Below are 13,845 nucleotides of genomic sequence, written 5' to 3'. Positions count from 1 at the left end.
AGGCCGTCGAGCAACAGGGGCGCGGCCATTTGCGCGGCCGCGTCCTGCACCGAACTGGCGCCCTCGGCGAAGCCGGGCAGCTGCTGCACGGGCCGTGCGCGCGCCAGTTGCAGGCCGCTGGGGCCCACGCGCGTAGCGGCAAGGCCGACGGCCTCGAGCTCCACCAGGTAGGAAGCCGCGGTCGACTTCTGCGCGTTCACGCGCAGCGTCATCGGCGCCTGCGCGTTGTCGGCGCCGAGCACGCGTTGCCAGTCGCGCGGATGGTCGCGCTTGAGGCGCTCGATCCACCAGCGCGGATGGTTCCATTGCGCGACCGGCTCGGCATCCGTCGCGGCCACGAGTTCGTCGCGCTCGCGCAGAAAGCGCCGCAGGCAGGCGTTGATGAAGCTGGCCTGCGCCCGCGTCGCCGGGTTGCGCTTGGCGGCCTCCACGGCCTGGTCGACCAGCGTGAACGGCTCGTAGGGCGCGCGGGTGCTGTCCCAGGCCAGGGCCAGCGCGGTGCAGAGCAAGGCGTCGGGCAATGGCGGCGGCGTGCGCTTGGCGAGGTGACGGCGCAGTGCCTCGGCGCGGCCGAGCCAGCGCAGCACCTGGAAGCCGAGCGCCTGCACGCCGGGCCGCAACGCGGGCTCGACGGCTTCGAAGGCGACGGAGCCCGAGGTGCCGGCGCGAATCGACGCTAGCGCCACCGCGGTCAGTTGCAGTTGGCGCCAGAGCGGCGGTTGCAGCGACGGCGCGCCGCTGCTGCTGGGGAGATCGGAAGGTAGTTCGGCCAAGTTGGGGCGATGGTAACGGGCGTGCGTAAAGCCGGACGCCACGCAATGGAAAGAAAAAGGGACCGCGTCAGAGCAAGGGCGCGGCCGGACGCAGACGCACGGCCCATGCCACCAGCAGCGCCGGGAACTGCGCGATCGCGGCGTTGTAGTGCCCCACCGCGAGGTTGAACTGGCCGCGCGCGATCTCCGCCGCCGCCGAGGGCTCGGGCCAGGCGATGGGCTCGACGCCGCCGGGCACCGCGGCCACGGGCGCGCCGGGCTGCGCCGACGTGGGCCGCGCGAGCGTGCCGTCGGCCTCGAAGACCGTCACCGCATCGGGATGCTGGCGCTGCCACGCGCCGATCCACACCTGCAGCGCGGTCGCCAGCGCGGCCATGCCGCCGGCATCGAGCGGCCGCAGCCGGGTCGCGCCCAGCAGGGTGGCCAGTTGCGTGGTCGAAGCCTGCAGCGGCGCGATCGACGACAGCAGTTCGTTCGCGGGCGCATCCGCCGGCTGCGGCGCGGCGGTGATGCTGGCCTGCACGAAATCCAGCTGCTTGCGCAGCGCCGCATCGAGCGTGACGTAGCTCTGCAAGACGGCCGCGCGCAAGCGCACCAGCCGGTTGTAGGCACCGACAAACCAGAACAGCAGGACCGCGATCACGATCCAGCTGGCCAGCGATTCGGGCAACAGACTCATCGTCGAGAACACCTCATCCAGAGCACAAAGAAAAACGCCCCCCAACCGGGGCCGGTCGGGGGGCGTGGGGTACCGGTCATGGCCGGTGATGCTAACCAGTTATTCGGTCGCGGCGCCTTCGCTGGCGTCGACCGTGCTGGTGGCGGCATCGCTGTCACCGGAGCCTGCCAGTTCGGCGGCTTCCGATTCGGCGATGGCGCGGCGCTCGGCCTCGTCCATGGCGTCCTTGACCTTGCGTGCCTGGTGGTACGCCATGCCGGTGCCCGCGGGAATCAGGCGGCCGACGATGACGTTTTCCTTCAGGCCGCGCAGCTCGTCGCGCTTGCCCATGATCGCGGCTTCGGTCAGCACGCGCGTCGTTTCCTGGAACGAAGCAGCCGAGATGAACGAGTCGGTCGACAGCGACGCCTTCGTGATACCCAGCAGCAGGTTGGTGAACGTCGCGGGGATCTTGCCTTCGGCGCGCAGGGCGTCGTTGGTGTTGAGCATTTCGCTGCGTTCGACCTGTTCGCCGGAGATGTAGCCGGTCTCGCCGATGTTGTCGACCACGACGCGACGCAGCATCTGGCGAACGATCACCTCGATGTGCTTGTCGTTGATCTTCACACCCTGCAAGCGGTACACGTCCTGCACTTCGTCCACGATGTAGCGCGCCAGTTCTTCCGAACCCAGCAGGCGCAGGATGTCCTGCGGGTCCGCCGGGCCGTCGACCACGGATTCGCCCTTGTTCACCACCTGGCCTTCGTGCACCAGGATGTTCTTTTCCTTCGGCACGAGGTCTTCCCAGACCGTGCCTTCCGGATCGGTGATCTGCAGGCGGATCTTGCCCTTCGTTTCCTTACCGAACGACACGGTGCCGGTCATTTCGGCCAGCATGCCCTTGTCCTTCGGCGAACGGGCTTCGAACAGCTCGGCCACGCGCGGCAGACCGCCGGTAATGTCGCGGGTCTTCTGGCCTTCGACCGGAATACGCGCCAGCACTTCGCCGGGGCCCACGTCCTGACCGTCGCGGATCTGGACCAGCGCGCCGATCGGGAAGCCGATCGTCACCGAGTGGTCGGTGCCGGGGATCTTGACTTCCTGGCCTTGCGCGTCGATCAGCTTGACCTGCGGACGCACGACCTTGGCGGCGCCGCGGCGCTTCGGGTCGATCACGACCAGGGTCGACAGACCGGTCACTTCGTCCACCTGCTTGGCAACCGTGAGGCCTTCCTCGACGTTTTCGAACTGCGTCTTGCCGGCGAACTCGGTAATGATCGGGCGGGTCAGCGGATCCCAGTTGGCGAGCACGTGGCCGGCCTTGATCTGCTGGTCTGCCTTGACCGTCAGCGTGGCGCCGTACGGCACCTTGTGACGTTCGCGCTCACGGCCGTGCTCGTCATGGATGACGATCTCGCCCGAACGCGAAATCACGACCAGCTCGCTCTTGCTGTTGGTCACGTAGCGCATCGTGGCGTTGAAGCCGATCGAACCGTTCGACTTGGCTTCCACGCTCGAGGCAATGGCGGCACGCGAAGCGGCACCACCGATGTGGAAGGTACGCATCGTCAGCTGCGTGCCGGGTTCGCCGATGGACTGGGCGGCGATCACACCGACGGCTTCGCCGATGTTGATCAGGCCGCCGCGGCCCAGGTCGCGTCCGTAGCAGGTGGCGCAGATGCCGAAGCGGGTCTCGCAGGTCAGCGCGGTGCGGACCTTGACTTCGTCGACGCCCTGGGCTTCCAGTGCTTCGATGTTGTCTTCGTCGAACATCTCGCCGGCCTTCAGCAGCACCGAACGGTTTTCCGGGTGCAGCACGTCGTCCGCGGCCGAGCGGCCGAGGATACGGTCGCGCAGCGACTCGATCACTTCACCGCCTTCGACGATCGCGCGCATCAGGTAGCCGCCGTGCGTGCCGCAGTCCTGCTCGGTCACGACCAGGTCTTGCGTCACGTCGACCAGACGACGGGTCAGGTAACCCGAGTTCGCCGTCTTCAGCGCCGTGTCGGCCAGACCCTTACGGGCACCGTGGGTGGAGATGAAGTACTCCAGCACGTTCAGGCCTTCGCGGAAGTTCGCGGTAATGGGCGTCTCGATGATCGAGCCGTCCGGCTTGGCCATCAGGCCCCGCATACCGGCCACCTGGCGAATCTGGGCCGCGGAACCGCGGGCGCCGGAGTCGGCCATCATGTAGATGGAGTTGAACGACTCCTGCTCCACTTCCTTGCCATGGCGGTCGATGACGCGCTGCTTGGACAGCTTGGCCATCATGACCTTCGACACTTCGTCGCCGGCCTTGCCCCAGATGTCCACCACCTTGTTGTAGCGTTCGCCGGAGGTCACGAGACCGGACACGTACTGCTGTTCGATCTCCTTCACTTCCTTGGCCGAGCGCTCGATGATGCCGTGCTTCTCGGCGGGCACCAGCATGTCGTCGATGGCGATCGAGATACCGGCCTTCGTCGCGAGACGGAAACCGTTCTGCAGCAGCTTGTCGGCGAACACCACGGTCTCTTTCAGGCCGCACTTGCGGAACGAGACGTTGATGAGCTTGGAGATTTCCTTCTTCTTCAGCGCCTTGTTGATGTTCGAGAACGGCAGGCCCTTCGGCAGGATCTCGGACAGCAGGGCACGGCCCACGGTGGTGTCCACGAGCGAGGTCGACGGCGTGAACACGCCGGTTTCCTTGTCCTTGGTGTACTCCGTGATACGCACCGCGACCTTGGCGGTCAACTCGACTTCGTTGGCGTCCAGCGCGCGCTGCACTTCACCGATGTCGGAGAAGATCAGGCCCTCGCCCTTGCCGTTGATGCGGTCGCGGGTCGTGTAGTACAGACCCAGCACCACGTCTTGCGAAGGAACGATCGACGGTTCGCCCGAAGCCGGGAACAGCACGTTGTTGGAGGCCAGCATCAGCGTGCGGGCTTCCATTTGCGCTTCCACCGACAGCGGCACGTGAACGGCCATCTGGTCACCGTCGAAGTCGGCGTTGAATGCCGCGCAGACGAGCGGGTGCAGCTGGATGGCCTTGCCTTCGATCAGGATGGGTTCGAAGGCCTGGATGCCCAGACGGTGCAGCGTAGGCGCACGGTTCAGCATGACCGGGTGCTCTTTGATGACCTCTTCCAGGATGTCCCAGACCACCGGCGTGCCCGATTCGACTTCCTTCTTGGCGGCCTTGATCGTCGTCGCGATGCCCATGGCTTCCAGGCGCGAGAAGATGAAAGGCTTGAACAGCTCCAGCGCCATCAGCTTCGGCAGGCCGCACTGGTGCAGCTTGAGCGTCGGGCCCACCACGATGACCGAACGGCCCGAGTAGTCGACGCGCTTGCCCAGCAGATTCTGGCGGAAGCGGCCGCTCTTGCCCTTGATCATGTCGGCCAGCGACTTCAGCGCGCGCTTGTTGGCGCCCGTCATGGCCTTGCCACGGCGGCCGTTGTCCAGCAGCGAGTCGACAGCCTCTTGCAGCATCCGCTTTTCGTTGCGCGCGATGATTTCCGGAGCCTTCAGCTCCAGCAGGCGGCGCAGACGCGAATTGCGGTTGATGACGCGGCGATACAGGTCGTTCAGGTCGGAGGTCGCGAAGCGGCCGCCGTCCAGCGGCACCAGCGGACGCAGGTCCGGCGGCAGCACGGGCAGCACTTCGAGCACCATCCACTGCGGCTTGATGCCCGACTTGCGGAAGGCTTCCAGCACCTTCAGGCGCTTGGAGTTCTTCTTGACCTTGACTTCGGAGCCGGTCAGGTCGCCGCGCAGGCGTTCGATCTCGCTGTCGAGCTCGATGCCTTCCAGCAGGTCCTTGATGCCTTCGGCGCCCATCTTGGCGATGAACTCGTCGCCGTATTCCTTGCGCTTGGCGTCATAGTCGTCCTCGGACATGATGCCGAACTTCTTCAGCGGGGTCATGCCGGGGTCGGTGATCACGTAGGCTTCGAAGTACAGCACGCGTTCGATGTCGCGCAGCGTCATGTCCAGCACGAGGCCCAGACGCGACGGCAGCGACTTCAGGAACCAGATGTGGGCGCAGGGCGCGGCCAGGTCGATGTGACCCATGCGCTCGCGACGCACCTTGGTCTGCGTGACTTCAACGCCGCACTTCTCGCAGATCACGCCGCGGTGCTTCAGGCGCTTGTACTTGCCGCACAGGCACTCGTAGTCCTTGATGGGGCCGAAGATCTTCGCGCAGAACAGACCGTCGCGCTCGGGCTTGAACGTGCGGTAGTTGATCGTCTCGGGCTTCTTCACTTCACCGAAAGACCACGAACGGATCTTCTCGGGCGAAGCCATGCCGATCTTGATGGCATCGAAATGCTCATCGGGCGTGAATTGCTTGAACAGGTCGAGTAGCGATTTCATAAGACTCTTTCCCTTTTCAAATTAAGAACGCTCGAGCTCGATGTCGAGCCCCAGCGAACGAATTTCCTTGACCAGCACGTTGAACGATTCCGGCATGCCGGCTTCGATCGAGTGCTCGCCCTTGACGATGCTTTCGTACACCTTGGTACGGCCTTGCACGTCGTCGGACTTCACGGTCAGCATTTCCTGCAGGACGTAGGCGGCGCCGTAAGCTTCCAGCGCCCACACTTCCATTTCCCCGAAACGCTGGCCGCCGAACTGCGCCTTGCCGCCCAGCGGTTGCTGCGTGACGAGCGAGTACGGGCCGGTCGAGCGGGCGTGCATCTTGTCGTCGACCAGGTGGTGCAGCTTCAAGAAGTGCATGTAGCCGACGGTGACGGGACGCTCGAACTGGTCGCCGGTGCGGCCGTCGAACAGGTACGCCTGCGTGCGCGTATCGGTCAGGCCCTTGAGCTTCGCGATGTCGTCCGGGTAAGCAAGCTTCAGCATGCCGCGGATTTCCTCTTCCGAGGCGCCGTCGAACACCGGCGTTGCGAACGTGGCGCCGCTTTGCAGGTTGGCAGCCATGGCCAGCAGTTCGGAGTCGCTCAGCTGGCCGAGTTCTTCCGGACGGCCCGAGCCGTTGTACAGCTGCTCCATGAACTTGCGCAGCTCGGCCACCTTGGCCTCCTGCTGCAGCATGTCGCCGATACGCTGGCCGATGCCCTTGCCGGCCCAGCCCAGATGCACTTCAAGCACCTGGCCCACGTTCATCCGCGAAGGCACGCCCAGCGGGTTCAGGCAGATGTCGCACGGCGTGCCGTCGGCCATGTGGGGCATGTCTTCGACCGGAACGATCTTCGACACCACACCCTTGTTGCCGTGACGGCCGGCCATCTTGTCGCCGGGTTGCAGGCGGCGCTTGACGGCCAGGTAGACCTTGACCATCTTGAGCACGCCAGCCGGCAGCTCGTCGCCCTGCGTGAGCTTCTTGCGCTTTTCTTCGAACGCGAGGTCGAAGCTGTGGCGCGTCTGCTCCAGCGAGTTCTTGATCGACTCGAGCTGCGTTGCCACTTCGTCTTCCGCCGGGCGGATGTCGAACCAGTGGAACTTCTCGACCGACGACAGGTAGGCCTTGTCGAGCTTGGTGCCCTTGGCCAGCTTGTTCGGACCGCCGTTGGCGACCTTGCCGGTCAGGAGCTTCTCGATACGGTCGAACGCGTCGGCCTCGACGATGCGCAGCTGGTCGTTCAGGTCCAGGCGGAAGCGCTTGAGTTCGTCGTCGATGATCTGCTGGGCGCGCTTGTCGCGCGTGATGCCTTCGCGGGTGAACACCTGCACGTCGATCACGGTGCCTTGCGAGCCCTGGTCCACGCGCAGCGAGGTGTCCTTCACGTCGGAAGCCTTCTCGCCGAAGATGGCGCGCAGCAGCTTCTCTTCAGGCGTCAGCGTGGTCTCGCCCTTCGGCGTGACCTTGCCCACCAGCGTGTCGCCCGGCTGCACTTCGGCGCCGACATAAATGATGCCGGATTCGTCGAGGCGGTTGAGCTGTTGCTCGGCCAGGTTCGGGATGTCGCGCGTGATTTCTTCGGCGCCCAGCTTCGTGTCGCGCGCCATCACCACCAGTTCCTCGATGTGGATCGAGGTGTAGCGGTCTTCGGCGACGACGCGTTCGGAGATCAGGATCGAGTCTTCGAAGTTGTAGCCGTTCCAGGGCATGAACGCGATCAGCATGTTCTGGCCCAGGGCCAGTTCGCCCAGGTCGGTCGATGCACCGTCGGCCACGACGTCGCCCTTGGCGATCTTGTCGCCGCGCTTGACGATCGGACGCTGGTGGATGTTGGTGTTCTGGTTCGAACGCTGATACTTGATCAGGTTGTAGATGTCCACACCGACTTCACCGGCAGCCGCTTCGTCGTCGTTCACGCGCACCACGACACGGGTCGCGTCGACGTAGTCGACGATACCGCCGCGGGTGGCCGTGACCACGGTGCCCGAGTCGACCGCAGAGACGCGCTCGATGCCGGTACCGACCATCGGCTTTTCGGGACGCAGCACAGGCACGGCCTGACGCTGCATGTTGGCGCCCATCAGCGCGCGGTTCGCATCGTCGTGCTCCAGGAACGGCACGAGCGAGGCAGCCACCGACACGATCTGCGCGGGCGACACGTCCATGTACTGGATGCGCTCGGCACCCACCAGGATCGATTCGCCGGCTTCACGCGCGGAGACCAGGTCGCCGGTCAGCACGCCGTCCTTGTCCAGGGCCGCATTGGCCTGGGCGATGACGTACTTGCCTTCTTCGATGGCCGACAGGTAGTCGATCTCGTTGGTGACCTTGCTGTCGACCACGCGGCGATACGGCGTCTCGATGAAGCCGTATTCGTTCAGGCGGGCGTACAGGGCCAGCGAGTTGATCAGGCCGATGTTCGGGCCTTCAGGCGTTTCGATCGGGCACACGCGGCCGTAGTGGGTCACGTGCACGTCGCGCACTTCGAAGCCTGCACGTTCACGCGTCAGACCGCCCGGGCCAAGGGCCGACACGCGGCGCTTGTGGGTGATTTCGGACAGCGGGTTCGTCTGGTCCATGAACTGCGACAGCTGCGACGCACCGAAGAATTCCTTCAGCGCGGCCGAGATCGGCTTGCTGTTGATCAGGTCGTGCGGCATCAGCGGCTCTTGCTCCGCTTGACCCAGACGTTCCTTCACGGCCTTCTCGATACGCGCCAGGCCGGTGCGGTACTGGTTTTCGGCCAGTTCGCCCACGCAACGCACGCGGCGGTTGCCCAGGTGGTCGATGTCGTCGACTTCGCCGTTGCCGTTGCGCAGGTCCACGAGGATCTTGACCACGGCCAGGATGTCTTCGTTGGTCAGCACCATCGGGCCGGTCGATTCGTCGCGGCCGACCTTGGCGTTGAACTTCATGCGGCCCACGCGCGACAGGTCGTACGTGTCCGGGTTGTAGAACAGGCGCTGGAACAGGGCCTGCACCGCGTCTTCCGTCGGCGGCTCGCCGGGGCGCATCATGCGGTAGATGGCCACGCGCGCGGCGAACTCGTCCACCGTTTCGTCGATGCGCAGCGTTTGCGAGATGTACGCGCCCTGGTCCAGTTCGTTGGTGTAGATCACCTGAACGTCCTGCACGCCGGCGGTGCGCAGCTTCTTCAGCAGCGCTTCGGTCAGCTCGTCGTTGGCCTTGGCCAGGATTTCGCCCGAGTCGGCGTCCACGATGTTGCGTGCGATCACGCGGCCGATCAGGAAGTCTTCCGGCACGCTGATGTGCGTGGTGCCGCCCTGCTCAAGTTCACGCGTGTGGCGCGCGGTGACGCGCTTGTCCTTGGCGACCACGACCTTGCCCGACTTGTCGGTGATGTCGAAGCGCGCGACTTCGCCGCGCAGGCGCTCGGAGACGAACTCCATCTGCGCGCCGCTGTCCATCAGGCGGAAGTTGTCGTTCACGAAGAAGTTCGCGAGGATCGATTCCGGGTTCAGGCCGATGGCCTTCAGCAGGATCGTGACCGGCATCTTGCGGCGACGGTCCACGCGGAAGTACAGCATGTCCTTCGGGTCGAACTCGAAGTCGAGCCACGAGCCGCGGTAAGGAATCACGCGGGCCGAGAACAGCAGCTTGCCCGAGCTGTGCGTCTTGCCCTTGTCGTGTTCGAAGAACACGCCGGGCGAACGGTGCAGCTGGGACACGATCACGCGTTCCGTGCCGTTGATGATGAACGAACCCTTGTCCGTCATGAGCGGCACTTCGCCCATGTAGACCTCTTGTTCCTTCACTTCCTTGACCACCTTCGACTGCGAGGTCGACGACTCGCGGTCATAGATGATGAGCTGCACCTTGGCGCGCACGGCCGAGGCGAAGGTCAGACCACGGGTCTGGCACTCACGCACGTCGAACGCCGGCTTCGCCAGGTTGTACTCGAGGAACTTCATCTCGACGAAACCGTTGTGCGAGACGATCGGGAAGGCGGCGTCGAACGCGGCCTGCAGGCCTTCGACGGTGCGTTGTTTCGGGGGAATGCCGGCTTGCAGGAACGCGGTGTACGCGTCTTTCTGCATCTGCAGCAGGTAGGGGATTTCAACGACGCTGTCGCGGTTGCCGAAACTTTTTCGGATGCGCTTGCGTTCTGTGTAGGTATAGGCCATGAGAGCTCCGGAGCTTGAGATCTTCAGCGACTTGGTTCGCGTGCAAATGCACCACTCCTTGGCGGCTGGCCACTACCAGCCGTTGGCGGACGGTGATGCATTGCACATCACCCGAACCAAGGGGTCTTCTGCAGTCGGGGTCAGAAGACACTCAGAAATCGCCTGAAAGACGGCAACTTTTGAGTGCGCTCTGAAAGCGCCAAAGGCTGGAGGGCCTTTTCAGACGCCTCCAGCCCTCGAGGGGGTCTGAATTACTTCAGTTCCACCTTGGCGCCGGCATCTTCCAGCTTCTTCTTGGCGGCTTCAGCGTCAGCCTTCGACAGGCCTTCCTTGACAGCCTTGGGAGCGGCTTCCACCAGGTCCTTGGCTTCCTTGAGGCCCAGGCCGGTGATTTCGCGCACGGCCTTGATCGCCGAAACCTTGTTCGCGCCAGCATCCATCAGCATGACGTTGAATTCGGTTTGCTCTTCCACAGCGGCTGCGGCGGGGCCGCCAGCTGCTGCGGGGCCTGCCATGGCGGCAGCGCTCACGCCAAACTTCTCTTCGATGGCTTTCACCAGGTCGTTGAGTTCCAGGACCGTCATTGCGTCGAGCGCGGTCAGAAATGCGTCTTTATCGAATGCCATTTTTGTTTCCTAACAATTGGGTTGAATATTTCAAACGCGGGCTCAAGCGCCTGCGCTTCTGCCGGTGCTTCGGCGACGGGTGCAGCTTCGCCTTCGCCACGCTTCGCGGCCAGCGCCGCGAGAACGCGTGCCGTACGGGAAATCGGGGATTGCATCAAGCCCAGCAACTGCGACAGCAGCACTTCCTTCGAAGGGATGCTTGCCAGTTGCTTCACGCCGTTGACGTCCAGGGCCTTGCCTGCGAACGCGCCACCGCGAATCACCAACTTGTCGTTGGTCTTCGCGAAGTCGGCCACCACCTTGGCGGCGGCCACTGCGTCTTCAGAAAAGCCATAGATCAGCGGACCGGTCATCTGGTCGCCGACGACTTCAAATGCGCTACCAGCGACAGCACGGCGTGCCAGCGTGTTCTTCAACACGCTGAGGGTCACACCCTTGCTGCGAGCTTCGCTGCGCAGTTTGGTCATATCGGCCACCGTGATGCCACGGTATTCCGCCATCACGAGCGTTTGAGCTTTAGCGGCGAGGCTGGTCACATCACTGATGACCGCTTCTTTCTCACTGCGATTCAGACTCAAGGTCTACTCCTTTTAATGCGACCTTCGGCCGGGGCCTCGGATCGCGCTTCATGCAGCGACCAACTGTTTCGGAACAAAAATCAAATTCCTTGCAGCGGGATCGCCATCTGCGCTGATTGCCGGGCGGGAAGGCCCGGCGATTAAGTGCAGCACCCTGCACACCAGCGGTCTTGGATGGCCCGCGGCAACCGAAGCTGCCGCGACCCACCACATTCGCCCCGTTCCCGGACGTGAAGCCGGGGACGGAGCCAATCTCTTTAGCTCGCCGAGATGGTTTGCGTGTCCACGCGGACACCCAGACCCATGGTCGACGACACAGCCACCTTGCGCAGGTACACGCCCTTGCTGGTCGCCGGCTTGGCCTTGACCAGAGCGTCGATCAGCGCGGCGAGGTTGCCTTGCAGCTTGTCGTTGTCGAACGAGCGACGGCCGATCGTGCCGTGGATGATGCCGGCCTTGTCGACGCGGAACTGGACCTGGCCAGCCTTGGCGTTCTTCACGGCCGTGGCGACGTCCGGGGTCACGGTGCCGACCTTGGGGTTGGGCATCAGACCGCGCGGGCCGAGGATCTGGCCGAGCGTACCGACGACGCGCATGGCGTCAGGGGCAGCGATCACGACGTCGAAAGGCATGTCGCCAGCCTTGACCATCGCAGCCAGGTCGTCCATGCCGACGATGTCGGCGCCGGCGGCCTTGGCTTCTTCAGCCTTGGCGCCTTGGGCGAACACGGCGACGCGCTTGGTCTTGCCGGTGCCGTTGGGCAGCACGACGGCGCCACGACGACCTGGTCCGACTTCTTCGCGTCGATGCCCAGTTGCACGGCCACGTCGATCGATTCGTCGAACTTGGCGGTGGCGGCATCCTTGACGATGACGATGGCGTCAGCCAGCGGGTACAGCTTGTTGCTGTCGACCTTGCCTTCGAGCGACTTTTGCTTCTTGGTGATCTTGGACATTTACACGCCCTCCACAGTCACGCCCATCGAACGGGCAGAGCCGGCGATGGTGCGAACAGCGGCGTCGAGATCGGCCGCGGTCAAATCCTTCATCTTGGCCTTGGCGATGTCTTCGAGCTGAGCGCGCGTGATCTTGCCGACCTTGACGGACTGCGGCGTGGCCGAGCCCTTGTCCAGCTTGATGGCCTTCTTGATCAAGGTGATCGCCGGGGGCGTCTTGATGATGAAGGTGAAGCTCTTGTCAGCGAACGCGGTGATGACCACCGGCAGCGGCAGACCCGGCTCGACGCCTTGGGTTTGCGCGTTGAACGCCTTGCAGAACTCCATGATGTTCAAACCACGCTGGCCCAGTGCGGGACCGATGGGTGGTGACGGGTTGGCCTTACCAGCTGGGACTTGCAGCTTGATGAAGCCGACGATTTTCTTCGCCATGCTTTGCTCCTTGCGGGTGATATCGCCTTGGCTTCGGGCCGCGGCTCCCCGGGGTTGAACGACTCTTCGGGATCAAGGCCGCGCGCCGAGTCGGACAGCGCGCAGCCGGAAACAGTAACGCCGACCCGGAGGTCGGCGAGGCGTCAGGTCTTCTCGACCTGGCTGAATTCGAGTTCCACAGGGGTGGCGCGGCCGAAAATCATGACCGACACACTGACCTTGCTCTTCTCGTAGTTGACTTCCTCGACCGTGCCGTTGAAGTCGGTGAACGGGCCTTCCTTGACGCGCACGAATTCGCCGACGGTGAACTCGACCTTGTGGCGCGGCTTCTCGGTGCCCTGCTGCATCTGGCTGACGATGTCCTCGACCTCTTTTTGCGAGATCGGGGCCGGACGGTTCTTGGCGCCGCCCACGAAGCCGGTGACCTTGTTGGTGTGCTTCACCAGGTGCCAGCTCTCGTCGTCCATGATCATTTCGACCAGCACGTAGCCCGGGAAGAAGCGGCGCTCGGTGGTGCGCTTCTGGCCGTTCTTGATTTCAACCACTTCTTCGGTCGGAACCAGGATGCGGCCGAACTTGTCCTGCATGCCGGCGCGGTTGATGCGCTCGGTGATGTTGCGTTCGACAGCCTTCTCCATGCCCGAATAGGCATGCACCACGTACCAACGCAGGTCGGGGTTGGCCGCGGGCGCCAGGATGGAGGTGTTTTCCTCTTCCGGGGTCGTCGGCGTGGTTTCAACGGTGTCGTCGGTCATTTATTTTCTCCAGCCCAGAATGAGGTCGAAGAACACCCATTCGAGCGTCTTGTCGGTGAGCCAGAGGAAGACGGACATGATCGCCACGAAGGCGAACACATAAGCCGTCATCTGCATTGCTTCCTTGCGGGTCGGCCAGACGACCTTCTTGACCTCGCGCCACGAGTCGCGGCCGAAGGCCCACAACTGACGGCCATTCTCGGAGCTGCCGAAGGTGGCCACGGCCGCGGCCAGACCGACCAGCAGCGCAGCCCATTGCACCACCGAGCCCTGGCGCGACAGCAGATAGAACGCCACGATGGCGCCCACTGCCAGCACGACGGCCACGGCCAGTTTGGCCTTGTCGGCGCCGGTGCTCACGGTTTCGATTTGAGAAGTGGCCATGGTTGGCTGATTTCCTGTGGCCTTTCGGCCTTCAATTCAATGCGCCTCTTGAGACGCCGAAGCCCACCGGGTCACGATGGGCTTTAGGGGTGCCACCTAAGTGGCAGGGGCAGTAGGAATCGAACCTACAACCTTCGGTTTTGGAGACCGACGCTCTGCCAATTGAGCTATACCCCTCCGGTACTCTTTACGCT

The 13,845-nt window shown here is 63.9% G+C and carries 8 protein-coding genes, 1 tRNA gene and 2 pseudogenes; all 11 read right to left on the bottom strand.

From position 1 onward, the window contains the following. Nucleotides 1-725: transcription antitermination factor NusB (locus BMG07_RS35850; RefSeq protein ID WP_374221367.1), on the bottom strand; the 725-nt coding region annotated here is incomplete at its 3' end. A gap of 115 nt (nucleotides 726-840) precedes the next feature. Then, the gene (locus tag BMG07_RS35845) at nucleotides 841-1,452 is read right to left on the bottom strand and encodes a lema family protein (protein ID WP_198088484.1); all 612 of its coding nucleotides are present in this window, start codon (nucleotides 1,450-1,452) and stop codon (nucleotides 841-843) included. A 99-nt stretch (nucleotides 1,453-1,551) separates the two neighbouring features. Beyond that, nucleotides 1,552-5,787 carry a DNA-directed RNA polymerase subunit beta' gene (gene rpoC / locus BMG07_RS35840; protein WP_198088483.1) on the bottom strand — a complete coding sequence of 1,412 codons (4,236 nt, stop codon included), beginning with the start codon at nucleotides 5,785-5,787 and terminating at the stop codon, nucleotides 1,552-1,554. A gap of 21 nt (nucleotides 5,788-5,808) precedes the next feature. Next, nucleotides 5,809-9,921, bottom strand: a complete 4,113-nt coding sequence (gene rpoB, locus BMG07_RS35835; protein WP_198088482.1) for a DNA-directed RNA polymerase subunit beta — start codon at nucleotides 9,919-9,921, stop codon at nucleotides 5,809-5,811. Between the two features lie 251 nt (nucleotides 9,922-10,172). Then, nucleotides 10,173-10,547 carry a 50S ribosomal protein L7/L12 gene (gene rplL / locus BMG07_RS35830; RefSeq protein WP_198088481.1) on the bottom strand — a complete coding sequence of 125 codons (375 nt, stop codon included), beginning with the start codon at nucleotides 10,545-10,547 and terminating at the stop codon, nucleotides 10,173-10,175. Between the two features lie 80 nt (nucleotides 10,548-10,627). Then, nucleotides 10,628-11,125, bottom strand: a pseudogene (gene rplJ, locus BMG07_RS35825) (50S ribosomal protein L10); the annotation flags it as partial. 257 nt (nucleotides 11,126-11,382) lie between these two features. Next, nucleotides 11,383-12,080: pseudogene (gene rplA / locus BMG07_RS35820) on the bottom strand (50S ribosomal protein L1). After that, nucleotides 12,081-12,512, bottom strand: a complete 432-nt coding sequence (gene rplK, locus BMG07_RS35815; protein WP_056512890.1) for a 50S ribosomal protein L11 — start codon at nucleotides 12,510-12,512, stop codon at nucleotides 12,081-12,083. It abuts the pseudogene before it with no gap. 143 nt (nucleotides 12,513-12,655) lie between these two features. Further along, on the bottom strand, nucleotides 12,656-13,267 hold the full coding sequence (gene nusG / locus BMG07_RS35810) for a transcription termination/antitermination protein NusG (protein WP_198088480.1): 612 nt from the start codon (nucleotides 13,265-13,267) through the stop codon (nucleotides 12,656-12,658). Further along, nucleotides 13,268-13,651, bottom strand: a complete 384-nt coding sequence (secE, locus tag BMG07_RS35805) for a preprotein translocase subunit SecE (protein WP_198088479.1) — start codon at nucleotides 13,649-13,651, stop codon at nucleotides 13,268-13,270. A gap of 101 nt (nucleotides 13,652-13,752) precedes the next feature. Continuing rightward, nucleotides 13,753-13,828, bottom strand: a tRNA-Trp gene (locus tag BMG07_RS35800). Nucleotides 13,829-13,845: the final 17 nt, after the last annotated feature.

This window comes from Variovorax sp. E3, assembly GCF_016082275.1.
Lineage (GTDB): Bacteria > Pseudomonadota > Gammaproteobacteria > Burkholderiales > Burkholderiaceae_C > Variovorax.
Note: the sequence above shows the minus strand (reverse complement) of the source record. Positions and strands in the feature narration are given on the sequence as shown.